Annotated in this window: 24 protein-coding genes; 12 read left to right on the forward strand and 12 right to left on the reverse strand. The window is 55.1% G+C overall.

The genetic code is table 11. From position 1 onward, the window contains the following. Nucleotides 1–122: 122 nt before the first annotated feature. The 8 genes from hycB to hycI are packed head-to-tail and all read left to right on the forward strand — an operon-like array spanning nt 123 to nt 7399. Complete coding sequence (hycB, locus tag OGY13_RS24250; RefSeq protein ID WP_003825909.1) at nt 123–734, forward strand: formate hydrogenlyase subunit HycB; 612 nt, start codon at nt 123–125, stop codon at nt 732–734. After that, the gene (hycC, locus tag OGY13_RS24255; RefSeq protein ID WP_003825912.1) at nt 731–2557 is read left to right on the forward strand and encodes a formate hydrogenlyase subunit 3; all 1827 of its coding nucleotides are present in this window, start codon (nt 731–733) and stop codon (nt 2555–2557) included. Before hycB ends, hycC begins: the two co-directional genes overlap by 4 nt. A gap of 2 nt (nt 2558–2559) precedes the next feature. Continuing rightward, the gene (locus OGY13_RS24260; protein WP_003825914.1) at nt 2560–3483 is read left to right on the forward strand and encodes a respiratory chain complex I subunit 1 family protein; all 924 of its coding nucleotides are present in this window, start codon (nt 2560–2562) and stop codon (nt 3481–3483) included. Between the two features lie 17 nt (nt 3484–3500). Continuing rightward, nucleotides 3501–5210 (forward strand): formate hydrogenlyase subunit HycE, encoded by a 1710-nt coding sequence (gene hycE, locus OGY13_RS24265; RefSeq protein WP_003037393.1) that lies wholly within the window; start codon nt 3501–3503, stop codon nt 5208–5210. Nucleotides 5211–5219: 9 nt separating this feature from the next. Further along, nucleotides 5220–5762: a formate hydrogenlyase complex iron-sulfur subunit gene (locus tag OGY13_RS24270; RefSeq protein WP_032944742.1), complete on the forward strand. Its 543-nt coding sequence runs from the start codon at nt 5220–5222 to the stop codon at nt 5760–5762. Next, nucleotides 5762–6529 (forward strand): formate hydrogenlyase subunit HycG, encoded by a 768-nt coding sequence (hycG, locus tag OGY13_RS24275; protein ID WP_003037388.1) that lies wholly within the window; start codon nt 5762–5764, stop codon nt 6527–6529. The genes OGY13_RS24270 and hycG overlap by 1 nt, the downstream gene beginning before the upstream one ends. After that, nucleotides 6526–6936, forward strand: a complete 411-nt coding sequence (locus tag OGY13_RS24280; protein WP_003037385.1) for a formate hydrogenlyase maturation HycH family protein — start codon at nt 6526–6528, stop codon at nt 6934–6936. Before hycG ends, OGY13_RS24280 begins: the two co-directional genes overlap by 4 nt. After that, nucleotides 6929–7399 carry a hydrogenase maturation peptidase HycI gene (gene hycI / locus OGY13_RS24285; protein ID WP_003037382.1) on the forward strand — a complete coding sequence of 157 codons (471 nt, stop codon included), beginning with the start codon at nt 6929–6931 and terminating at the stop codon, nt 7397–7399. Before OGY13_RS24280 ends, hycI begins: the two co-directional genes overlap by 8 nt. Nucleotides 7400–7455: 56 nt before the next feature. Here the strand turns inward: hycI and OGY13_RS24290 are convergent, their stop codons facing one another. The 3 genes from OGY13_RS24290 to ascF all read right to left on the reverse strand — a co-directional run bounded on the left by OGY13_RS24290 (nt 7456) and on the right by ascF (nt 10769). Continuing rightward, nucleotides 7456–7695: a SymE family type I addiction module toxin gene (locus tag OGY13_RS24290; RefSeq protein ID WP_008785630.1), complete on the reverse strand. Its 240-nt coding sequence runs from the start codon at nt 7693–7695 to the stop codon at nt 7456–7458. A 172-nt stretch (nt 7696–7867) separates the two neighbouring features. Beyond that, the gene (locus tag OGY13_RS24295) at nt 7868–9292 is read right to left on the reverse strand and encodes a 6-phospho-beta-glucosidase (RefSeq protein WP_213752625.1); all 1425 of its coding nucleotides are present in this window, start codon (nt 9290–9292) and stop codon (nt 7868–7870) included. Between the two features lie 22 nt (nt 9293–9314). Next, the gene (gene ascF, locus OGY13_RS24300) at nt 9315–10769 is read right to left on the reverse strand and encodes a PTS cellobiose/arbutin/salicin transporter subunit IIBC (protein ID WP_213752626.1); all 1455 of its coding nucleotides are present in this window, start codon (nt 10767–10769) and stop codon (nt 9315–9317) included. 264 nt (nt 10770–11033) lie between these two features. Here ascF and OGY13_RS24305 point away from each other — a divergent pair, with 264 nt between their 5' ends. The 3 genes from OGY13_RS24305 to hypF all read left to right on the forward strand — a co-directional run bounded on the left by OGY13_RS24305 (nt 11034) and on the right by hypF (nt 15122). After that, complete coding sequence (locus OGY13_RS24305) at nt 11034–12047, forward strand: LacI family DNA-binding transcriptional regulator (RefSeq protein WP_213752627.1); 1014 nt, start codon at nt 11034–11036, stop codon at nt 12045–12047. Between the two features lie 145 nt (nt 12048–12192). After that, a complete protein-coding gene (gene hydN, locus OGY13_RS24310; RefSeq protein WP_003037366.1) occupies nt 12193–12738 on the forward strand; it encodes an electron transport protein HydN in 546 nt (181 codons plus the stop codon). A 143-nt stretch (nt 12739–12881) separates the two neighbouring features. Then, entirely contained in the window at nt 12882–15122 is a 2241-nt protein-coding gene (hypF, locus tag OGY13_RS24315) for a carbamoyltransferase HypF (protein WP_213752628.1), read from the forward strand. Nucleotides 15123–15284: 162 nt separating this feature from the next. On the opposite strand, the gene norW is transcribed toward hypF, so the two are convergent. Together norW and norV are read right to left on the reverse strand one after the other, a co-directional pair. Next, nucleotides 15285–16418 carry an NADH:flavorubredoxin reductase NorW gene (norW, locus tag OGY13_RS24320; protein WP_213752629.1) on the reverse strand — a complete coding sequence of 378 codons (1134 nt, stop codon included), beginning with the start codon at nt 16416–16418 and terminating at the stop codon, nt 15285–15287. Continuing rightward, entirely contained in the window at nt 16415–17863 is a 1449-nt protein-coding gene (gene norV / locus OGY13_RS24325; protein ID WP_008785624.1) for an anaerobic nitric oxide reductase flavorubredoxin, read from the reverse strand. Before norV ends, norW begins: the two co-directional genes overlap by 4 nt. Before the next feature lie 191 nt (nt 17864–18054). Between norV and norR the strand changes: the two genes are divergently transcribed. Further along, nucleotides 18055–19575 (forward strand): nitric oxide reductase transcriptional regulator NorR, encoded by a 1521-nt coding sequence (norR, locus tag OGY13_RS24330; protein WP_213752630.1) that lies wholly within the window; start codon nt 18055–18057, stop codon nt 19573–19575. Here the strand turns inward: norR and gutQ are convergent. The 7 genes from gutQ to srlA form a co-directional block, all read right to left on the reverse strand. Beyond that, nucleotides 19572–20537, reverse strand: a complete 966-nt coding sequence (gene gutQ, locus OGY13_RS24335) for an arabinose-5-phosphate isomerase GutQ (protein ID WP_213752631.1) — start codon at nt 20535–20537, stop codon at nt 19572–19574. The two genes, norR and gutQ, sit on opposite strands and share 4 nt — an antisense overlap. Further along, a complete protein-coding gene (srlR, locus tag OGY13_RS24340) occupies nt 20530–21303 on the reverse strand; it encodes a glucitol operon DNA-binding transcriptional repressor SrlR (RefSeq protein ID WP_213752632.1) in 774 nt (257 codons plus the stop codon). Before srlR ends, gutQ begins: the two co-directional genes overlap by 8 nt. A gap of 70 nt (nt 21304–21373) precedes the next feature. After that, nucleotides 21374–21733, reverse strand: coding sequence for a transcriptional regulator GutM (gutM, locus tag OGY13_RS24345; protein ID WP_008785622.1), 360 nt, complete (start codon nt 21731–21733; stop codon nt 21374–21376). 55 nt (nt 21734–21788) lie between these two features. Continuing rightward, the gene (gene srlD, locus OGY13_RS24350) at nt 21789–22568 is read right to left on the reverse strand and encodes a sorbitol-6-phosphate dehydrogenase (RefSeq protein WP_003037345.1); all 780 of its coding nucleotides are present in this window, start codon (nt 22566–22568) and stop codon (nt 21789–21791) included. Nucleotides 22569–22585: 17 nt separating this feature from the next. Then, complete coding sequence (gene srlB / locus OGY13_RS24355; protein WP_008785621.1) at nt 22586–22948, reverse strand: PTS glucitol/sorbitol transporter subunit IIA; 363 nt, start codon at nt 22946–22948, stop codon at nt 22586–22588. Between the two features lie 13 nt (nt 22949–22961). Beyond that, on the reverse strand, nt 22962–23933 hold the full coding sequence (gene srlE, locus OGY13_RS24360; RefSeq protein ID WP_008785620.1) for a PTS glucitol/sorbitol transporter subunit IIB: 972 nt from the start codon (nt 23931–23933) through the stop codon (nt 22962–22964). After that, entirely contained in the window at nt 23930–24493 is a 564-nt protein-coding gene (gene srlA, locus OGY13_RS24365) for a PTS glucitol/sorbitol transporter subunit IIC (protein ID WP_003037339.1), read from the reverse strand. Before srlA ends, srlE begins: the two co-directional genes overlap by 4 nt. Nucleotides 24494–24542 lie beyond the last annotated feature (49 nt).

Genomic DNA, 24542 nt, shown 5'->3' on the forward strand with positions numbered 1-24542 from the left:
GTCATGATGCGGTCTACATACTGCGTCACGACGTTTTAGGGAATGGGCATGTCGAAAAATGTCGAAATGACATTTGGTAGACATGTTTTCGTCAAAAATGACTATCACCTGAGGAATGCCTGGTGAATCGTTTTGTAATTGCTGACTCCACTCTTTGTATTGGCTGCCACACCTGTGAAGCCGCCTGCTCAGAGACACATCGCCAGCATGGCCTGCAGTCAATGCCGCGCCTGAAAGTGATGTTAAATGAAAAAGAATCCGCGCCGCAGCTTTGCCACCAGTGTGAAGATGCGCCTTGCGCCACCGTGTGTCCGGTTAATGCCATTAACCGCGTTGATGGCGCCGTACAGCTGAACGAAAGCCTGTGCGTAAGCTGCAAACTGTGCGGGATCGCTTGTCCGTTTGGCGCGATAGAGTTTTCCGGTAGCCGTCCGCTACACATTCCGGCAAACGCCAATACGCCAAAAGCGCCTCCGGCTCCGCCAGCGCCTGCTCGCGTGAGTTCGCTGTTGGACTGGGTTCCTGGCGTTCGTGCCATCGCGGTGAAATGCGATCTGTGTAGTTTTGACGAGCAAGGTCCTGCCTGCGTGCGCATGTGTCCGACCAAAGCCCTGCATCTGGTGAGCAACATGGATATCGCCCGCGCCAGCAAACGTAAGCGTGAGCTGACTTTCAATACCGATTTCGGCGATCTCACCTTGTTTCAGCAGGCTCAGAGTGGGGATGCAAAATGAGCGCAATTTCACTGATTAACAGCGGCGTAGCCTGGTTTACAGCGGCTGCGGTTCTGGCATTTCTGTTTTCATTTCATAAATCGCTGAGCGGCTGGATTGCTGGGGTTGGCGGTGCAGTCGGCAGCCTGTGTACGGCAGCCGCGGGTTTTACCGTTCTGACTAATGCGCTGGCAGTGAGCGGCGTGATGCCGTTTATTGGTCACAGTCTGCAAATTACTCCGCTGAATGCTATCTGGCTGATTACACTGGGCCTGTGCGGCCTGTTTGTCAGCCTGTACAACATTGACTGGCATCGTCATCCGCAGGTGAAAGCTAACGGCCTGCTGGTGAATCTGCTGATGGCCGCGGCGGTATGTGCGGTGGTTGCCAGTAACCTCGGTACGCTGGTGGTGATGGCGGAAATCATGGCGCTGTGTGCCGTGTTCCTCACCGGATGCAGTAAAGAAGGCAAACTGTGGTTTGCGCTGGGGCGTATTGGTACGCTGCTGCTGGCGGTCGCCTGCTACCTGGTGTGGCAACGTTACGGCACTCTGGAGCTGCGTCTGCTAGACCTGCGCACCCAGGAGCTGCCGCTCGGGTCTGACATCTGGCTGCTGGGCGTGGCAGGTTTTGGCCTGCTGGCCGGGATTATTCCGCTGCACGGTTGGGTGCCACAGGCACACGCCAATGCCAGCGCACCGGCTGCGGCGCTGTTCTCTACCGTCGTCATGAAGGTTGGTCTGCTGGGTATTCTCTCCCTGTCGCTGCTGGGCGGTAACGCGCCGCTGTGGTGGGGGATTACGCTGCTGGTGCTGGGCATGATCACCGCGTTTGTTGGCGGTCTGTATGCGCTGATGGAACACAATATCCAGCGCCTGCTGGCGTACCACACGCTGGAAAACATCGGCATTATTCTGCTGGGTCTGGGCGCTGGCGTGACGGGAATTTCCCTGAATCAACCGGCACTGATTGCGCTGGGTTTGACCGGCGGTCTGTACCACCTGGTAAACCACAGCCTGTTCAAAAGCGTTCTGTTCCTGGGCGCAGGCAGCATCTGGTTCCGTACCGGTCATCGTGATATCGAAAAACTGGGCGGTATCGGTAAACGTATGCCGGTTATCTCGCTGGCGATGCTGGTTGGTCTGATGGCGATGGCCGCACTGCCGCCGCTGAACGGTTTTGCCGGTGAGTGGGTTATCTACCAATCCTTCTTTAAGCTTGGCAACAGCGGCGCGTTTGTCGGTAGCCTGTTAGGACCGTTGCTGGCGGTAGGGCTGGCAATTACCGGCGCGCTGGCGGTGATGTGTATGGCGAAAGTCTATGGCGTTACGTTCCTTGGCGCACCGCGCACGAAGGAAGCTGAAAATGCCTGCTGCGCGCCAATCCTGATGGGAGTGAGCGTCGTCGCGCTGGCTATCTGCTGCGTGATTGGCGGCGTTGCTGCGCCGTGGCTGCTGCCGATGATCTCCTCTGCCGTTCCGCTGCCGTTGGAAACCGCGAACACCACCGTTTCTCAGCCAATGATCACGCTGCTGCTGATCGCGTGTCCGCTGCTGCCGTTCATCATCATGGCCATTTTCAAAGGCAACCGTCTGCCGTCGCGTTCACGCGGTGCGGCATGGGTGTGTGGTTACGATCACGAGCAGTCAATGGTGATTACCGCGCACGGTTTTGCCATGCCGGTGAAAGAAGCCTTTGCCCCGGTACTCAAACTGCGTAAATGGCTGAACCCGGTATCACTGGTTCCGGGCTGGCAGAATGCGGCTGCACCGGTGCTGTTCCGTCGCCTGGCGCTGATTGAGCTGGCGGTGCTGGTGGTGATTGTGGTTTCACGAGGAGCCTGAGAATGAGTGTTTTATATCCGTTAATTCAGGCGCTGGTGCTGTTTGCCGTTGCGCCGCTGCTGTCCGGTGTTACCCGCGTGGCGCGTGCGCGTTTGCACAATCGCCGCGGTCCGGGCGTTTTGCAGGAATACCGCGACATTATCAAACTGCTGGGCCGTCAGAGCATTGCGCCTGCGGATTCCAGCTGGGTTTTCCGCCTGACGCCGTTTGTGATGGTGGGCGTGATGCTGACTATCGCCACTGCGTTGCCGGTAGTGACCGTTGGCTCACCGCTGCCACAACTGGGCGATCTGATCACCTTAATTTACCTGTTCGCCATCGCCCGTTTCTTCTTCTCTATCGCGGGACTGGATACCGGTAGCCCGTTTACCGCCATTGGCGCCAGCCGTGAAGCGATGCTCGGCGTGCTGGTTGAACCTATCCTGCTGCTGGGGCTGTGGGTAGCGGCACAGGTTGCGGGTTCAACCCATATCAGCAATATCGCCGATACCATTTACCACTGGCCTGCTGCGCGCAGCATTCCGCTGATTCTGGCACTGTGCGCCTGTGCTTTCGCCACCTTTATCGAAATGGGCAAACTGCCGTTCGATCTGGCGGAAGCAGAGCAGGAGCTGCAGGAAGGTCCATTGACTGAATACAGCGGCAGTGGTTTTGCCGTGCTGAAGTGGGGCATTAGCCTCAAACAGCTGGTCGTTCTGCAAATGTTCGTTGGCGTGTTCCTGCCGTGGGGTCAGATGGAAACCTTCACCGCCGGTGGACTGCTGCTGGCGCTGGTGATTGCCGTCGTCAAGCTGGTCCTCGGCGTGCTGGTCATCGCCCTGTTCGAAAACAGCATGGCGCGTCTGCGTTTTTGCGCCACTTCACGCGTGACCTGGGCCGGTTTTGGGTTTGCGTTTTTAGCGTTCGTCTCCTTGCTGGTGGCGTGATTTAAGAGAGTTTGAGCATGTCTGAAGAAAAATTAGGTCAACAATATCTCGCTGCGCTGCACCAGGCCTTTCCGGGCGTGGTGCTGGATGAAGCCTGGCAGACCAAAGATCAGCTGACGATCACCGTCAAGGTGAACTACCTGCCGGAAGTGGTGGAGTTCCTGTACTACAAACAGGGCGGCTGGTTATCCGTGCTGTTTGGTAACGACGAACGTCAGCTGTGCGGTCATTACGCCGTTTATTACGTGATGTCGATGGAGCAGGGCACCAAGTGCTGGATAACCGTCCGCGTTGAAGTCGATGCCAATAAACTGGAGTTCCCGTCCGTCACGCCGCGCGTTCCAGCAGCGGTCTGGGGCGAGCGTGAAGTGCGCGACATGTACGGTTTGATCCCGGTTGGTTTACCGGATGAGCGCCGTCTGGTGTTACCGGATGACTGGCCGGACGAACTCTATCCGCTGCGTAAAGACAGCATGGATTATCGTCAGCGCCCGGCGCCGACTACCGATGCTGAAACCTACGAGTTCATCAACGAACTGGGCGACAAGAAAAATAACGTGGTGCCGATTGGCCCGTTGCACGTCACCTCCGATGAACCCGGTCACTTCCGCCTGTTTGTTGACGGTGAGAACATCATCGACGCCGATTACCGTCTGTTCTATGTCCACCGCGGCATGGAGAAACTGGCGGAAACCCGCATGGGTTACAACGAAGTGACGTTCCTGTCAGATCGCGTGTGCGGCATCTGCGGCTTTGCGCATAGCACCGCTTATACCACCTCCGTTGAGAATGCGATGGGCATCGTGGTGCCGGAACGTGCGCAGATGATCCGCGCTATTCTGCTGGAAGTTGAGCGTCTGCACTCGCACCTGCTCAACCTCGGCCTGGCCTGTCACTTCACCGGTTTTGACTCCGGCTTTATGCAGTTCTTCCGCGTGCGTGAAACGTCGATGAAGATGGCGGAGATCCTCACTGGGGCACGTAAAACCTACGGTCTGAACCTGATCGGCGGTATCCGTCGTGATCTGCTGAAAGAAGATATGATCCAGACCCGTCAACTGGCGCAGCAGATGCGTCGTGACGTGCAGGAATTGGTCGATATGCTGCTCAGTACGCCGAACATGGAACAGCGTACCGTTGGTATTGGTCGTCTTGATCCGGAAATTGCCCGTGACTTCAGTAACGTCGGCCCGATGGTTCGCGCCAGCGGCCACGCGCGTGACACCCGCGCTGATCACCCGTTTGTCGGCTATGGTCTGCTGCCGATGGAAGTTCACAGCGAGCAGGGCTGCGACGTTATTTCTCGCCTGAAAGTCCGTATTAATGAAGTCTACACCGCGCTGAATATGATCGACTTTGGTCTGGACAACCTGCCGGGCGGTCCGCTGATGGTGGAAGGCTTTACCTATATTCCTCACCGTTTCGCACTGGGCTTTGCTGAAGCGCCGCGTGGAGATGACATCCACTGGAGCATGACCGGCGACAACCAGAAACTGTATCGCTGGCGCTGCCGTGCGGCGACTTACGCCAACTGGCCGACGCTGCGCTACATGCTGCGTGGCAATACCGTTTCCGATGCCCCGCTGATTATCGGTAGCCTCGATCCTTGCTACTCCTGTACTGACCGTATGACTGTGGTCGATGTGCGTAAGAAGAAGAGCAAAGTCGTGCCGTACAAAGAACTTGAGCGCTACAGCATCGAGCGTAAAAACTCGCCGCTGAAATAAGGAATCGCCATGTTTACCTTTATCAAAAAAGTCATCAAAACCGGGGCACCGACGTCGTCGTATCCGCTGGAACCGATTGCGGTCGATAAAAACTTCCGTGGCAAACCGGAACATAATCCGCAGCAGTGCATCGGCTGTGCGGCCTGTGTGAATGCGTGCCCGTCGAACGCGCTGACGGTAGAAACCGATCTGGTCACCAATGAGCTGGCGTGGCAGTTCAACCTTGGGCGCTGCATTTTCTGCGCCCGCTGCGAAGAAGTCTGCCCGACAGCGGCAATCAAGCTGTCGCAGGAGTATGAGCTGGCGGTGTGGAAGAAAGATGATTTCTTGCAGCAGTCTCGTTTTGCGCTGTGCAATTGCCGCGTATGTAACCGTCCGTTTGCGGTGCAAAAAGAGATTGATTACGCCATTGCGCTGCTTAAGCACAACGGTGATACCCGCGCGGAAAACCACCGTGAAAGCTTTGAGACCTGCCCGGACTGTAAGCGCCAGAAATGCCTGGTGCCGTCTGACCGTATTGAACTGACTCGCCATATGAAAGAGGCCAGCTGATGAGCAATTTATTAGGCCCACGTGACGCCAACGGTATTCCGGTACCGATGACGGTGGATGAATCCATTGCCAGCATGAAAGCATCGCTGCTGAAAAGCATCAAGCGTTCAGCGTATGTTTACCGCGTGGACTGCGGCGGCTGCAACGGTTGCGAAATCGAAATCTTTGCTACGCTTTCTCCGCTGTTTGATGCCGAACGTTTTGGCATCAAAGTCGTCCCGTCACCGCGCCATGCGGATATTCTGCTGTTTACCGGCGCGGTAACCCGTGCCATGCGCTCTCCGGCGCTGCGTGCCTGGCAGTCTGCGCCAGATCCGAAAATTTGTATCTCTTACGGTGCCTGCGGTAACAGCGGCGGTATCTTCCACGACTTATACTGCGTATGGGGCGGCACGGACAAAATCGTACCGGTGGACGTATATATTCCAGGTTGTCCGCCGACGCCTGCGGCAACGCTGTACGGTTTTGCCATGGCGTTGGGGCTGCTGGAGCAAAAAATTCACGCGCGTGCGCCGGGTGAACTGGACGAACAGCCGGCGGAAATTCTGCATCCGGACATGGTTCAACCGCTGCGTGTGAAGGTGGATCGTGAAGCTCGCCGCCTGGCGGGATACCGCTATGGTCGCCAGATTGCTGATGACTATATGACGCAGTTAGGGCAGGGCGAGCATCAGGTGGCGCGCTGGCTGGAAGCGGAAAACGATCCGCGTCTGACCGAGATCGTCACGCATCTTAATCATGTTGTCGAAGAGGCGCGTATCCGATGAGTGAAACGGTGGTGTTCAGTCAACTGAGCCGTAAGTTTATTGATGAGAACGATGCGACGCCTGCTGAGGCGCAGCAGGTTGTCTATTACAGCCTGGCGATTGGTCACCACCTTGGGATCATCGATTGCCTGGAAGCGGCGTTAACTTGTCCATGGGACGAATATTTGGCATGGATTGCTACCCTTGCTGAGGGAAGCGAAGCCCGCCGTAAAATGGAAGGCGTGCCGAAATACGGCGAGATCGTTATCGATTTCAACCATGTACAAATGCTGGCGCGCGCGTTCGATGATGCGCGTGCCGTGCAGACCCCGCAGCAGCAGGAGTGGAGCAAGCTGATGCTTAGCATGCTGCACGACATACACCAGGAAAGCGCCATCTATCTGATGGTGAGGAGACACCGTGACTGACGTTTTATTATGTGTGGGTAACAGCATGATGGGCGATGACGGCGCGGGCCCGCTGCTGGCTGAAATGTGTGCTGCAAATCCTCAAGGCAACTGGGTTGTCATCGACGGCGGTAGCGCGCCGGAGAACGATATTGTCGCCATCCGTGAACTGCGTCCGCAGCGTTTGTTGATTGTTGATGCCACCGATATGGGGTTGAACCCCGGTGAAATCCGCATTATCGATCCCGATGACATTGCCGAGATGTTCATGATGACCACCCACAACATGCCGCTGAACTACCTGGTAGATCAGCTGAAAGACGATGTTGGTGAGGTAATTTTCCTCGGCATTCAACCGGACATCGTCGGTTTTTACTACCCGATGACACAGCCGATCAAAGATGCTGTTGATACCGTCTATCAGCGATTAGCCGGTTGGGAAGGACACGGTGGATTCTCCGAGCTGGAAGCACCAGAAGAGTAAACCGTATCAGTGCCGGATGTGAACGACATCCGGCCTGTTTTCCCTGTGTATCCTCGTCATTCAATTGCCTGCTCAATAATTAATTTCCCCTGCATCACTGATACATTCACTGCTGTACCGGTAGGGAATCCCGCTTGTTCCAGCCAGTCGCCGTTCAGCGTGAGTGAGGCGTGACGACTGATTCGTCGCGTATAACCCGTTTTTGGATCTTCATGGCGTTTTCTGACATAGCTGACTTTCAAGCGACGTACCGGTTTGGTGATTGCCACCGCTGTTTTGCCCTTTTTATCAAACATGCACGCTTCCTTGTGGCGAACGGCCAGGATTAAAAACTACTGAATAAAATGCCAGTAAAAAAGGGGGAGGGCAAACCTGAAACTGGAAGGACGATTCCAAATCCGGAATGTAATAAATGAAATGAAAATGTGTACTTCTGCCGGAAGGCTGTAACCCCCTCCGGCAGATCCGTCATGCCAGATCGGCACCGTTACTGGCGATGACTTTTTTGTACCACCAGAATGATTTCTTGCGTGTACGTGCCAGCGTGCCGTTGCCCGCGTCATCGCGGTCCACATATACAAAACCGTAGCGTTTGCTCATCTCACCGGTTGAGGCTGAAACCAGATCGATACAGCCCCAGGTGGTGTAACCCATCAGCGGCACGCCATCTTCAATCGCGTCTGCCATGGCGCGAATATGTTCGCGTAAATAGCTGATGCGATAGTCGTCATTGATCTCACCGTTGGCATCAATTTCATCTTTCGCTCCCAGCCCGTTTTCCACCAGAAACAGCGGTTTCTGGTAGCGGTCATACATCATATTCATGGTGATGCGCAGGCCGAGCGGATCGATTCCCCAGCCCCATTCACTGGCGGCAATGTACGGATTACGCAGCGACTTCACCACGTTGGCGGCACTAGTATTGCCCGTGTTCATTTCAGCGGAGGCGCAGCGCGATGCGTAATAGCTGAAAGAGACGAAATCGACGGTGTTTTTCAGGATGTCGTCGTCCTCCGGGGCTTTTTCGATTACCACGCCTTTTTCGCGAAACACGCGGGCAGAGTAAGCCGGATAGGCCCCGCGCGCCTGCACATCAATGAAGAACAGGTTTTCACGGTCTTTTTCCAGTGCGGTCCACACATCTTCCGGCTTACACGAGTAAGGATAAAAATTACCGCCAGCCAGCATACAACCGACCTGGTTTTGCGGATTAATTTCATGGGCTATTTTAGTCGCCAGGGCGCTGGCTATCAGTTCGTGGTGAGCGGACTGATATTTTACCTGATCCTGATTTTCACCTTCTTCAAATACCAGCCCGGCGCCTGAAAAGGGGCTGTGCAGCATGATGTTGATTTCGTTGAACGTCAGCCAGTACTTCACCAGACCGTCAAAGGCCTCGAAGCAGGTACGGGCGTAGCGGGTAAAGAACTCCACCATTTTGCGGTTACGCCAGGAGCCGTACACGGTGACCAGATGCATAGGCACATCGAAGTGACACAGCGTGACTAATGGCTCAATACCGTATTTTTTACACTCGGCAAACACGGCCCGATAAAACGCGATTCCGTCTTCATTCGGCGTCAGCTCGTCGCCGTTAGGGTAGAGGCGGCTCCAGGCAATGGAAGTACGAAAAACCGTAAACCCCATTTCCGCCATCAGCGCGATATCTTCTTTATAGCGATGAAAAAAGTCGATCGCCTGATGGCTGGGATAAAATTCGTCATCCCGCAGCGTAAAGCGCTTTTCCTGACCCAGTTTGACGGGCATGCGGTGTGTGCCGTGGGGGATCATATCGACGGTAGTCAGCCCTTTGCCGCCTTCCCGGTATGCCCCTTCAGACTGGTTGGCGGCCAGTGCGCCGCCCCATAAAAATCCTTGCGGAAAAACAGACATAATTAACCTCAGTTCATACCAGTCAAATGCTGGCTCCATTGATATTGCCCGGTTGTGCTGCCTGGTTTTTTCTGGCCTGCGCGGCTGCATCTTCGACAGGAATATCTTCAAAGCCGAGAATCAGCGTTAGTACAAAAGAAAGCACTACCGCCAGCGCCATCACGCCAAATACCCAAACGATGGTCATCGGATTGGCCGGATCGAAAAACTGGACGCTGGTGAACAGACCTGGAGCCGCCATGGAGTGGCTTGCAAGCCCGGCCATTCCAGCAACAGCACCGCAGATAAAACCGCTGATAAGGCTCGCAATCAGCGGACGTTTCAGGCGGATTGCCACGCCATACAGCGCGGGTTCGGAAATGCCCGCCATGATGGCTGAGGCGGCGGCCGCTAACGCCGTCTGGCGCAGCTCCGGGTTTTTGGTTTTCCATGCCACTGCCAGCGATGAACCACCTAACGACAAGTTGGCACCGATTTCCGACGGCATCACCATGCCTTCTTTTCCGGTTTCGGCAATGGTCTGAATAATGGTTGGCGTAAAGACACGGTGCATACCGGTCATTACCAGCAGCGGCCACAGCGCGCCCATAATGGCCACTGACAGCCAGCCGAGATAGCCGTGGATGGTATAGACCAGCGCTGAAATCGCGCTACCAATCCAGATACCGATCGGGCCAATGATGACGATGGCGAGCGGGGCGGCGATCAGCACGATCAGCATCGGTTTGAGGAAGTTTTTGGTCACCGCCGGAGTTATACGATCGACCCAACGTTCGATGTATGACAAGCACCAGGTCATGACCAGCGCCGGGATCACCGTGTAGGTGTATTTCACCGCCGTCACTGGGATCAGGGCAAACTCAACGTGCTCACCCTGCGCGGCCTTCGCCATCAGGTCGATAAAGCTGGGATGCACCAGTACGCCCGCGATGGCGATAGCCAGCGACATGTTAGTTTTGAATTTGATAGCGGCCGACGCGGCGACCATCAGCGGCAGGAAGAAGAATGCACCGTCGCCAATGACGGTCAGAATGGTGAGCGTGGACGATCCTTTCACCAGCACGCCGGTCATTTCCAGAACCATCGCCAGCAGCTTGAGCATTGATCCGCCGATAATCGCCGGGATCAACGGCGACATTGTGCCGATCAGCGCATCAAGGATCCCCGCGCCAATCCGCTTCAGCGTCAGTCGGGGTTTGATTTGCGGCTCAGCAGGCTGCATGTTGGCAGGCAACAGGCTGACCACTTCACGATACGCCTGCGAAACGGTGTTGCCGACAATCACCTGACATTGGTTCTCGTTGCGCACCACGCCCAGCACGCCAGTGAGGGTTTTCAGCGTCGCGCTGTCGACCTGCGAGTCATCTTTGATAACGAAACGCAAACGGGTCATACAGTGGGTCACTGCTGTGATGTTGTCGACGCCTCCCAGAGCCGTCACAACGGAGCGCGCCAGCGCTGCATAATTCTTGGACATCGGATTTAATCCTGTTTTATCAGTAGAGTACGTTATTTTTTATCCGTTTACGTGGGTCGCTTTTCTGGGTTGATGAAACGCAGATAGGAAACCGGTTCCACAAAATCATGTTTAAATTGCATTAACTGATCAAGATTTAATTTTGATCAATTTTTGTAATTGTGACTCCGATCACCAGATGTCAGCGTCTGCGATTTAGCAGCAAGGACAGCGGCAAAACGGTGCAGTACACTGCGTCACATCGAGATAAAAGGGATGAGTAATATGACCACGATGCTGAAGGTGGCGAAGCGTGCCGGAGTGTCGAAAGCGACGGTTTCCCGGGTGCTTTCCGGAAACGGCTATGTCAGCCAGGAAACCAAAGACCGCGTGTTTCAGGCCATTGAAGAGAGTGGTTACCGCCCAAATTTGCTGGCGCGCAGTCTCGCGGCGAAAACCACGCAGACACTGGGTCTGGTGGTAACAAACACCCTTTATCACGGCGTCTATTTCAGCGAACTGCTGTCTCATACCGCGCGTATGGCGGAAGATAAAGGGCGCCAGCTGTTACTGGCTGACGGTAAGCATAGCGCTGAGGAAGAGCGCCAGGCGATCCAGTACCTGCTCGACCTGCGCTGTGACGCGATTATGATTTATCCGCGTTTTCTCAGCGTGGATGAGATAGATGACATCATCGATGCCCACAGCCAGCCGATTATGGTGCTTAATCGACGCCTGCGGAAAAACAGTAGCCATAGCGTATGGTGCGATCAAAAGCAGACCAGCTTTAACGCCGTTACTCAGCTCATTGCCGCCGGGCATAAAGAGATTGGTTTTATTACCGGCTCGATGGATTCGCCAACCGGCGTGGAGCGACTTTCAGGCTATAAAGACGCGCTGGCACATCATGGGATCGCGCTAAATAATGATCTGATTGTTAAAGGGAAATGGACGCCAGCCTGCGGCGCAGCGGGTGTGGATACTTTGCTTTCGCGCAAGGTCAATTTTACCGCATTGGTGGCCAGCAATGACGATATGGCGATCGGCGCGATGAAGCAGTTGCACGAGCATGGTGTGAGCGTTCCCGCACAGGTGTCGGTGATTGGCTTTGATGATATCGCCCTCGCGCCATACACTATTCCGGCGCTTTCCAGCGTTAAAATTCCGGTAACAGAAATGATTCAGGAAACGATTGGGCGCCTGATCTTTATGTTAGGTGACGGGGCGTTTACGCCGTCAAAGACCTTCACCGGTGAACTCATTGCGCGCGACTCAGTTGCGCCGCCCGTTTCGCGCTGACGGCTGTCATTTGTCATCGTCACTAGTGACGATGACACGCCCTTCTTGCGTTCTTCAGAATAAAATTCCTTTAATAACAGCAAATTAAATTCTGGCACGATTTGTGTATGCTTCGGCAGATATTCTGTCATTGCTGGAGAAATTGATGAACCGTTTCATCATTGCAGACGCCAATAAATGCATTGGTTGCCGTACCTGTGAAGTGGCCTGCGTGGTATCCCATCAGGATAACCAGGACTGCGCATCGCTGACCCCTGAAACCTTTTTACCCCGCATTCACGTCATCAAAGGCGTTAATGTCTCCACGGCGACGCTGTGCCGCCAGTGCGAAGACGCGCCGTGCGCTAACGTCTGTCCGAACGGTGCGATCAGCCGTGATAAAGGTTTTGTCCACGTAATGCAGGAACGTTGCATTGGCTGTAAAACCTGCGTTGTGGCTTGTCCTTACGGCGCAATGGAAGTGGTCGTGCGTCCGGTCGTGCGTAACAGCGGCGCAGGTCTGAACGTCCGCGCAGAAAAAGCTGAAGCCAATAAGTGCGACCTGTGCCACCATCGTGAGGCCGGTCCTGCCTGTATGGAAGTGTGCCCGACTCACGCACTGATATATGTGGATCGCAATAAGCTTGAGCAACTGAGCGCGGAAAAACGTCGTCGCGCCGCGCTGGATTCCACCGCATCTTTGCTGTTCTGATAGCTGAAAATCCGCGTAAAATACGGTAGTACTTATGCCGGATGGCGGCTTTGCCTTATCCGGCCTACTGTTCGCATCCACGTAGGCCTGATAAGCGTAGCGCCATCAGGCAAACCGGGATAGATGACTGCGGGAACGACTTAATGACAATAAACAACCACTCCGGCGTACAGCTGCGTATTCGCGGCAAAGTACAGGGCGTCGGATTTCGCCCCTACGTCTGGCAACTGGCGCAGCGCTTACAACTGCATGGCGATGTGTGTAACGACGGTGACGGTGTGGTTGTGCGCTTACAGGAAGATCCGGCGGAATTTATTGCGCAGTTGCATCAACACTGCCCACCGCTGGCGCGCATTGACAGCGTTGAGAGCGAACCATTCGCCTGGACGCAGCAGCCTGCCGATTTCTCGATTCGTCAAAGTGCTGGCGGTACGATGAATACGCAAATCGTTCCGGACGCCGCGACCTGTCCCGAATGCCTTGTTGAAATGAACACCCCCAGCGAACGTCGTTACCGCTACCCCTTTATCAACTGCACCCACTGTGGTCCGCGTTTTACGATTATCCGCGCCATGCCCTACGATCGTCCGTTTACCGTAATGGCGTCATTCCCACTCTGCGCGCAATGTGACAAAGAGTATCGCGATCCGTACGACCGTCGATTCCACGCCCAGCCAGTGGCTTGTCCGGCATGCGGCCCTCATCTGGAGTGGTTCTGTGCGGGTGAGCGAGCGGAGAAAGAAGTGGCGCTGCAGGCGGCGGTATCGCGGCTGAAAGCAGGCGGTATTGTGGCGGTTAAAGGCATTGGTGGGTTTCATCTGGTGTGCGATGCGCGAAATGATAACGCCGTTGCGCTACTCAGGCTGCGCAAACACCGTCCGGCGAAACCTCTGGCAGTGATGCTGCCCTCTGATGAAGGATTGCCTGAACCCGCTCGTCGTTTGCTGACTACCCCTGCTGCGCCGATCGTGCTGGTGCAGAAACGCTATGTCGCTGCATTGAGCGAGGGTATTGCGCCAGGGTTAACGGAGGTTGGCGTCATGCTGCCAGCGAATCCGTTACAGCATTTACTCTTACAAGAGATGAATTGTCCGTTGGTGATGACCTCTGGCAACCTCAGCGGCAGGCCTCCGGCCATTACCAACGCCCAGGCGCTGGAAGATTTACACGACATTGCCGACGGTTTCCTGCTGCATAATCGCGAAATTGTGCAGCGGATGGATGACTCCGTGGTGCGCGACAGTGGGGAAATGCTGCGTCGTTCCCGGGGTTATGTGCCGGATGCGGTCGCACTACCGCCAGGATTTCGCGACGTGCCGCCGATGCTGTGCTTAGGGGCGGATCTGAAAAATACTTTCTGTCTGGTGCGCGGCGAGCAGGCGGTTATCAGCCAGCATTTGGGTGATCTTAGCGATGATGGCATTCAGCAACAGTGGCGTGATGCGCTACGCCTGATCCAGAACATTTATGACTTTACGCCGCAGCGTATCGTGCATGATGCACACCCTGGCTATGTTTCCAGCCAGTGGGCCAGTGAAATGGAGCTGCCAACTGAAACGGTGCTGCATCACCATGCGCATGCCGCTGCGTGTCTTGCGGAGCACGGCTGGCCGCTCAATGGCGGTGATGTGATTGCTCTGACGCTAGACGGTATCGGTATGGGGGAAAACGGCGCGCTGTGGGGTGGAGAGTGTTTGCGGGTTAACTATCGTGAATGCGAACACCTTGGCGGCTTACCGGCGGTAGCGCTGGCGGGCGGCGATCTGGCGGCAAAACAGCCGTGGCGTAATCTGCTCGCGCAGTGCCTGCGTTTTGTTCCTGACTGGCAGCGTTATCCGGAAACATCGGTGCTGCAACATCAAAACTGGAACGTGCTGGCGCGCGCTATTGAACGGGGAATTAACGCTCCGCTGGCGTCATCGTGCGGACGACTGTTTGATGCCGTTGCCGCCGCGTTGCAATGTGCACCGGAATCATTGAGTTATGAAGGTGAAGCGGCCTGTGCGCTTGAGGCGATGGCATCGCAATGTGATGGCGTTGATCACCCAGTCACGGTGCCGCTTGATGACAATCATCTGGACTTAACGGTTTTTTGGCAGCAATGGCTGAACTGGCAGGCCAAACCAGCGGAAAGGGCGTGGGCGTTTCACGACGCGCTGGCGCGTGGATTTGCCACTCTGATGCGAATGCAGGCCGAAGCGCGCGGGATTAAGACGTTAGTATTTAGCGGTGGCGTGATGCATAACCGCTTATTGTCGGCCCGTCTGGCGTTTTATCTGCGTGATTTTACCTTACTGTTCCCGCAGCGTTTACCGGCGGGCGACGGCGGGTTGTCATTGGGGCAGGGCGTGATTGCCGCAGCGCGAGCGTTGGCGCAAAAATAAAAAAAAGCCCCGGGACTGGCGGGGCAAGAAAAACATGTCGGGGCATACCGACAAGTGGCAACGCACATCCATGTGCGTGAGGTTAATAAATCAGTAGCAGCGTTGCCGGGCAAAGTCGCAGGCCGGATAAGACGCGAAGCGGCACCATCCGGCATCCCAGACTTACACAGGCAACGTTTTCAGCAGCGCAAAGGCCTCTTTCATGCGGTCTTCACTGACGACAAACGCACACAGCTGGCCTTCGTCGTTCATCCCTCTGGCGACCATCCCCTGCGCTTCGGCGGCGATGTGCCAGTTTAGATCCCGGCGCTGGGTTTCCCCGGCCAAATGCAGAGGCAGTTCTGGCGTTTTGACTTTTACCAGCATGGCTGGCAGTTTCAATGGCGCATTGCCGCCGAGCAGGTTTTTCGCCAGATACATGGCGCTCAGCTGAATCGGCTGCAGGAACGGGAGCACCTGACCGTTAATCTCCGCACAGTCGCCGAGAGCATAAATGTCCGGGTGGCTGGTTTGCAGGTAGCTATCGACGCAGACGCCACGATTGATGTTCAATCCGGCACGACGCGCCAGTGCGGTCTCCGGGCGTAAGCCGGTAGCGGCGATCACCGCATCGACTTCTACGCTGCGGCTACGATCGAGCGTGGCACAAATACCTGACGCCGTTTTCTCCAGCCCCTGAAGCTGTGATTTCAACAGCAGGTGTACGCCCATATCGGTCAGACGATGCTGTAAGCGACTGCTGACTTCCGGCGGCATCAGCGAAGCCAGAATGCTGGCGGCGTTGTCGATAAGCGTTACCGCTTTACCGGCACGACAGAAATCCATCGCCAGTTCACTGCCAATCAAGCCGCCGCCGACAATCAGTACCCGCTGGGCATCACGCAGCTGTGTTTCACAAGCGCGATACTCTTGTTGGCTGTTCAATGTGAGCATTAACTCACGTCCGGTAACCGGCGGTACAAAGGCTGACGCGCCCGTCGCCAGCACCAGTTTGTCGTACTGCCACTGCTGATCCTGGCTTTTCACTACGTTGGCATCAGCATCGATGTCGGTTACCCAGGTGTGCGGGAACAGGCGCAAATTAAACTGTTCGGCAAACTCCCCCGCCGACTGGCGGGTGAGGTCGTCTGCACGCTGTGACTGACTGATAACATGGCTGAGATCGGGCTTGTTGTACTCATCCATGCTGTCCGCAGCAATCAGGGTTAGCGGGACATTTGCATCCTGCTTACGGATATTTTTGACTAACTGGCGGGCGGCGAAGCCCGAACCAATAATGACAATTCCGCGGCTCATTTTGCCTCCGTTGCCAGGACGTCGAAGACGTCTTTACCTAATGAACATTCCGGGCACAGGAAGTTGTCAGGCACGTCGCTCCACGGCGTTCCCGGCGCAACATCCTGCAGCGGTTCACCTTTTGCCGGGTCGTAAATCCACTGGCACACGCTGCACTGCATGCTAGGGCCAAGATCGGCGGCAGCCGCAGCGGCGCAAGCGCATTCTTCTTCTTTGGATGCGGCTTTCACGGTTGTTTCAGGCAGTGGCGCAAGCGCCCACTGACGCGCGATTTCACGGCCGTGCTGGCGGCATAGTTCCAGCGCATCCAGGTCCGGACGCCATTTCGCTTTCAGGCTCAGCGACATTTCGAAACCAGCATCCTGCAAACGCGTAGACAAACGGTCTACTGCGCCGCCGCTCCAGCCGTGTGAGCCAAAGGCGCTGGCGCGTTTGTTACGAAAACGCAGGCCGGTCATCTCTTCCACCAAACCGGCGATTTTTGGCATCATCACGTTGTTCATCGTCGAAGTACCGACCAGCACGCCTTTAGAGCGGAAGACGTTAGTCAGAACTTCGTTCTTATCGCTACGGGCGACGTTAAAGATTTTCACCGCCACGTTCGGGTCAACTTCGTTGATGCCCTGGGCTATAGCGTCCGCCATCATGCGGGTGTTGTTGGACATGGTGTCGTAGAAAATGGTGATGCGGTCTTCCTGATAATCCGCCGCCCATTTCAGATACATTTCCACGATTTGCGTCGGGTTGTCGCGCCATACCACGCCGTGGGAAGTAGCAATCATATCGACAGGCAGGTTGAAGCCGAGGATCTCAGTAATTTTCGGTGTAACCAGACGGCTGAACGGCGTCAGAATGTTGGCGTAGTAACGCTGGCACTGTTCGAACAGTTCGGTCTGGTCAACTTCGTCGTTAAACAGACGTTCGTCGCAGTAGTGCTGGCCGAAGGCGTCGTTACTGAACAGCACCGCGTCGCCGGTCATGTAGGTCATCATGCTGTCAGGCCAGTGCAGCATTGGCGTTTCAACGAAGATCAGCTGTTTGCCGTTACCAATGTCCAGTGAATCACCGGTTTTCACCACGTTGAAATTCCACTCCGGGTGATGGTGGTGGCCGTTGATGGAGTCAATGGCGTTGGCTGTGCAGTAAATCGGCGTGTCCGGGATGCAGGACATCAGCTCGGTCAGCGCCCCGGCGTGGTCTTCTTCCGCATGGTTAATGATGATGTAGTCGATATCCGCGAGGTCGATTTCGCTGCGCAGGTTCTGCACGAATTCACGGCTAAACTTGTGGTCTACTGTATCGATCAGGACATTTTTTTCTTCACGGATGAGATAGCTGTTGTAGCTGCTGCCGCGCAGCGTTTTGTATTCAGTCCCGTGGAAATCACGAACTTCCCAGTCACGTTGGCCAACCCAATGAATGTTATTTTTAACCAGAATAGACATAGCAACCTCAGTAATTAATTCAGCGTTTTTCTAAAAAAGATGTTTTGCTTATTGCAGGTTGCGTGCCAACTTTTTATCTTTTTGATTTTAATGGTTTTATTGTTTCCTGCTTATTAAGGGGTAGTCAAAATGACTATTCATTTTATTGTCAATATGACAATATGAATTGTCAAAATGACAATGAGGTAGTCATGAGCTTTTCCGTAGACGTGCTGGCGGGCATCGCCATTGAATTACAAAGCGGTATTGGGCATCAGGACCGTTTTCAACGTCTGATAACCACTTTGCGTCAGGTGCTGGAGTGCGACGCGTCGGCACTGCTGCGCTACGAGTCGCGACAGTTTATTCCGCTGGCGATCGATGGGCTGGCGCAAGATGTTCTCGGCAGACGCTTTACTCTGGAAGGGCATCCGCGTCTGGAGGCGATTGCCCGCGCCGGAGACGTGGTTCGTTTCCCTGCCGACAGCGATTTGCCAGACCCATATGATGGTCTGATTCCGGGGCAGGAGAGTCTGAAGGTGCATGCCTGTATTGGGCTGCCGTTGTTCGCCGGTCAAAATTTGATTGGTGCGTTAACTCTGGATGGCATGGAGCCCGATCAGTTCGATGTTTTCAGCGATGAGGAGCTTAGGCTGATTGCCGCGCTGGCGGCGGGTGCGCTGAGCAATGCGCTGCTGATTGAACAACTGGAAAGCCAGAATATGCTGCCAGGTTCGTCAACCAACTTTGAGCAGGTGACGGAAACCCAGATGATTGGCCTTTCGCCCAATATGATGCAGCTGAAAAAAGAAATTGAGATTGTGGCGGGGTCCGATCTCAATGTGCTGATTAGCGGCGAAACAGGGACCGGGAAGGAGCTGGTGGCTAAAGCTATCCATGAAGGTTCGCCGCGCGCAGTGAATCCACTGGTGTATCTGAACTGTGCAGCGTTGCCGGAAACCGTAGCCGAAAGTGAGCTGTTTGGTCATGTAAAAGGCGCGTTTACCGGGGCTATCAGCAATCGTAGCGGTAAGTTTGAAATGGCCGACAATGGGACGCTGTTTCTCGACGAGATAGGCGAACTCTCGCTGGCGCTACAGGCTAAGCTGCTGCGCGTATTGCAGTACGGCGATATTCAGCGCGTGGGTGACGATCGCAGCCTGCGCGTGGATGTGCGGGTGCTGGCGGCGACGAACCGTGATTTACGCGAAGAGGTGCTGGCCGGGAATTTCCGCGCGGATTTGTTCCACCGTCTGAGCGTCTTCCCCCTTTCTGTACCGCCTCTTCGTGAGCGCGGCGAAGATGTGGTGCTCCTGGCCGGCTATTTTTGCGAGCAATGCCGACTGCGGCTGGGTCTTTCCCGCGTGGTGCTAAGCCCCGGCGCGCGTAGCCATCTGCTGAATTACGGCTGGCCCGGAAACGTGCGCGAGCTGGAACATTCCATTCACCGGGCGGTTGTTCTGGCGAGGGCTACCAGGGCAGGGGATGAAGTGGTGCTGGAGGCGCAGCATTTTGCCTTGCAGGATGAAGGTCCGGCTCCGCAGGCGGCGGAAGTTGTTGCGGAGATCCCACAACATCACAATCTGCGTGAAGCAACAGAGTCGTTCCAGCGGGAGATGATCCGCCGGGCACTGGCGCAAAATAATCACAGTTGGGCGGCAAGTGCGCGGGCGCTGGAAACAGACGTTGCCAACCTGCACCGGCTGGCGAAACGTCTGGGTCTGAAGGATTAGATAATACCGGCCTGATAGAAATCCTGCAGGTTGATAGCACCGGTGAGTTTACCGTTTTCATCGACCACCGGTGCGGCAGTGATTTTACGCTTCATCAGGATCTCTTTGGCGTCAATCGCGCGGCTCTGCGCCTGCAGCGTAATGCCATTCTGAGTCATAGCTTCGCTAACCTGGGTGGTGAGCGCTCCGCCGCCAACCAGCCAGCGGCGCAGGTCACCGTCGGTAAAGACCCCTTTCACCAGTGACTGGTCGTCGCATACCGCGACCAGGCCAAGACCCGTGCGACTGAGTTCCAGCATCGCGTCCATAACGCTGGTGGTGAGCTTCACCTGAGGTATGGCATCGTCACGGCGCATCAGATGATGCACTTTATTTAACAGACGAGCGCCCAGCGCACCTGCCGGATGTGAGCGGGCAAAATCTTCTTCGTTAAAGCCGCGCGCCTGCATTACGGCGATCGCCAGCGCGTCGCCCATCATCAACGTATTTACGGTGCTGGACGTCGGTGCCAGGCGCATCGGACAGGCTTCGCGCTCAACGGAAATATCCAGCACGGCTTTGGCTGCCAGACCCAACGGTGAGGTCGGTTTTCCGGTCATTGCCAGCAGTGCGACGGATTTGTCTTCCAGGCGTGGGATGATGAGATCCAGCTCTTTCGCACCGCCGGAGTAGGAGATAAACAGCATGACATCACGGCTTTCGATCATCCCTAAGTCGCCGTGCAGCGCTTCCGCCGGATGCACAAAAAAGGCGGGCGTGCCGGTGCTGGCGAGGGTCGCCGCAATTTTTTTGCCAATATGACCTGATTTACCAATACCGGAGACAATGACTTTGCCTTCACAGTGGATAATCGTATTGGCGGCGCGGACAAAATCATCGCCCATGCGTTCTGGCAGTCGGCTGGCTTCCTGTAGTTCCAGCATTAACGTCTGACGGCCCGCGTTCAGTAGTGCATCACTCATTGGTTTCTCCGGTTATGATCACTTCAATCCCTTTTGCTTCCAGCGCCTGACGAAACGCAGGGTCGATGCCCGTATCGGTAATCAGCTTGTCGACGCTTTCCAGACTGCATACAACATTAGGGCTTTTGCGCCCAAATTTTGACGAGTCAGCCATCAGAATCACTTCGCGAGCGGCATTGCACATCGCTTTACTGACGCTAAACACCTCATTAAAGGTGGTCACGCCGGCATTGAGGTCAATGCCGTCGGTGCCCATGAAGAGTTTATCAAAGCTGAACTGCTCAAAGGCGTTTTCTGCCAGCTGACCGTGAAATGACGCAGATTTTTTGCGAAAGGTCCCGCCGGGCATCAGGATAGTTTGCTCGTTGTCCAGCTCCGAAAGGGCGTTAACAATGTGCAGACTGTTGGTCATGACGGTGATGTTGCTAAAGCGCGTGAGCATCGGCACCATCTGCAGTACGGTGCTACCCGCATCCAGAATAATAGAGTCGCCATCGTGTATAAAACGGACGGCGGCTTCGGCAATCTGCTCTTTTTTATGCGTATTGATTAGCGTTTTGTGATCGATTGGCGGGTCGGATTCGTCTTTATTTAATACCACGCCGCCATAGGTACGAATGACGGTTCCGGCATTTTCCAGAATGACCAGGTCTTTGCGAATGGTCGTGCCGGTCGTGTCAAAGTAGTGGGCCAGTTCTTCAACCGAGCATTTGCCCTGCTTTTGCAGATGCTCCAGTATGGCAGCCTGACGCTGACGAGGTTTCATAGGCGTGATTACCCTGACTTAATAAGTTGCAAAATGATAATTTCGCAAGCTATTAGCATTCACAACGAAATTACCCATGTTTCAGTTTAAGCGCCAATGATAGTGCATTCTGTGATAACGGATCATGGGGAAAGATCACATCAGGCTGTAAATCATCAAGATGTTTGCCCATTATCGTGGCAATTTTGCCTGGTCGGGCGAATACCGTAAGACCTTTCATAAATAACGTGTCGGTCACCCGTTGCTGCTCATCCAGCGCAATGGCTACCACCACGCGCGGTTTAAAACGCCCACCGGAGCGACCAACACCAACCCGACCTTGCTGGCAGAGTTGATCAAACGCCCGGTTAAAGCGGGATATTTGCCAGCCACCAAGCGCCAGTTGCAGGCACCAGGCGATAGCGGCGACGGTAATCAGTGCGGAAACCATTATGTACTCCTTTGATTTTGCCGGATAAGCGCAGCCGCCATCCGGCAATTCAACATTAAAACATCACCTGACCGCCGGTCACGTTGATGGACTGCCCGGTGCAGTAAGAGGCTTTTGGACTGGCGTAAAACAGCAGCATGTTCAGTACGTCCTGATAATCGCAGCCGCGTTTAAGCGGAACCTTATCAATGTAGTACTGCTCCACCTCATCTGGCTTAAGGCCCAGCTTGGTCGCATATTGCGGTAATAACGACTGAAACATTGGTGATTTCAGTAGGTTGCCGAGCATCAGCGAATGTACGGTGATCCCGTACTCCGCCAGATCCAGCGCCAGCGACTGAGTTAAGCCCACGCCACCAAATTTTGCCGCGCTGTAGCCTGAATTGTGTTTGCTGCCCACTTTCCCTGATTTTGAGTTGATCTGGATAATGCGTCCCTGCACGCCATCGCGGATCATCAGGCGTGAAAATTCACGAGCACAGAGGAAGTAGCCGACCAGATTGACCTGCAGCGAGCGGTCGAAATCCCCAAGCTGAAAGTCGCTGATAAACGCGGCTTTAGCGATACCCGCACTGTAAACCAGCAGATCGACACGACCGAATATTTCATCCACTCCGCGCGACAGCGCCAGCACGCTCTGTTCGCTGGTGGCATCTGCGCCAAAACCGTACGCGGTACCTTCGCCAAACTCGGCGTTAATTTCTTGCGCGACGTTGGCAGCTTTATCGCTTTGAATATCCACCACCGCGACGCGGTATCCTTCTGTCGCAAGCCCACGGCAAAGGAATGCCCCCAGGGTCTGGCCTCCACCAATGACAACGGCAACCTGATTCATTTTTATCTCCTTCAATCTTAAGCAACAAACTTCAAAATACAGCCCGGGGTGATACCGTCCGGGACGGGGCCCGCAACGTGTACAGTGCCGGGGAATTCCGCTTCGCTCTGCCCGTCAAAGCGCAGGGTGATATGCCCGAGTTCACGTAAGTTTTGTTCCGCCACGCTGCCCACGGCGGTGACCGGGTAGTGGTGCTGGCCCAGTTCAAACTGGATCCCTGCTTGTAAAGAGCCGTTCAGGTCCCCGTGGCAATGGATGAAACAAAACTCTTCGATATCCGCTGGCGCGCCTTCACGAAAGGTAATCAGCATCTGGTCGCACAGTGCATCCGGGGCGCTCTGGCCGATACGGGTGATGGTGGTTTGATAAATTACGGTCATTTTTGAGTGCCCCTTATTGGTAAATAAAGCCAGAAACAAACCAGGCGATGAGAACGGTAGGCGCGCCGGTCAGAAAACGGCTCACCAGTACGGATGGCACGCCGACGCGAACAGTGTCCTGACGCGCTTCGGCCAGCGACAACCCAACCGGAATAAAGTCACATGCAGCCTGGGCGTTAATGGCGAACAGGGCAGGTAGCGCCAGATGCGGAGGAATGTTCCCCAGACCAATCTGTACACCGATCAGCACGCCGATAACCTGGGCGATAACCGCACCGGGGCCGAGGAAAGGCGACAGCAGCGGGAAAGAGCAGATCAGCGCCAGAGTAACCAGTCCCAACGGATGGCTGGCCAGCGGCGCGAGTCCATGGGCAATCCAGTCTCCCAGACCCGAAGCCATAATGATGCCGATCAGTGCCGAGACGAACGCCATAAATGGCAGAATAGTTTTCAGGACGGTATCGATGGTGTCACGTCCGGACTGGAACAGGACCGCAACGGCTGAACCCATGCCCATTCCCACTTTTGCCAACAGGCCGTCGCTTTGTTCGGTAATCTTTTTACTGGTGTCGTAATCGCGACCGATAGTGCTGCTTGCAGGTTGCGGCGCAGCGGATGCCTCGCCGACAATCGTGATGTTTTCTTCTTTCACGCCAGAGACATAGATATCTTCGACAATGTACTGAGCCAGCGGGCCGGATTTACCCGTAGCGTGAATATTCACCGTCGGTATACGGCGTTTGGGATAGATCCCACAGCGCAGCGTGCCGCCGCAGTCGATGATCGCCACACCAATTTCGTTCTCCGGCGGCTCGCCTTCTTTGAAGCCATCAACTGCCTGCCAACCGGTCAGGCTTGCTATCCTGTCGACTATTGCGGGGCGAGTTCCTGCGGTGATATAGACAATTTTCTTGCCCGGAATGGCATCCAGTTCAAGGGGGCCACCCCAGCCGCCGGTGCCTTTTTCAATACGAATACGTGTCATGATGTTGCTCCCGCCAGATGCACCTTCTGCTCAAGTTGAATGCCCATTTTTTTCTCGAAGATAGTGGTGGTGAAATCGGTCACCCAGCCGCGGAAGAAGTTAGTCACCAAACCGACCAGCAGGTAGCTCACAGCCAGTGGGCCAAGCGGAAGCCCCAGCGTGGTCAGGCCGCTGGCGATCCCCAGATAGACAAACAGTTCGCCGGGGTTGATGTGCGGGAATAGGCCGTTCATTGAATGGCAACTGTAAGAGGCGGCGGCGTAGTAGCTGGGCTTGTATTTTTCTGGCATAAAGCGACCCAGACTTAGCGTCATCGGGTTACAAAATACAAATGTGCCGATGCACGGCAGCAGCAAATAGCGGGACAGTGGATTTCCGGCGCAGCGCTGAGCAAAACGTTCAATACGCTGCTGGCCGATAAAGTTAATCAGCGCATTCATGATGACCAGCAGGCTAATCAGCAGGGGAAGAATACCGGTCACCATACCGGTAAACACTTCTCCGCCTTTCTGGAACAGCCCGATAAACCACTCAGCACCGAGTGTGATGGTGTCGATCATTATTCTCTCCTGTAGGGATTTTAGTTATCTTGCCAAACGGTGGCTAATT

This window comes from Citrobacter sp. Cpo045 (assembly GCF_030332875.1).
In the GTDB taxonomy this organism is placed as follows: domain Bacteria; phylum Pseudomonadota; class Gammaproteobacteria; order Enterobacterales; family Enterobacteriaceae; genus Citrobacter; species Citrobacter portucalensis.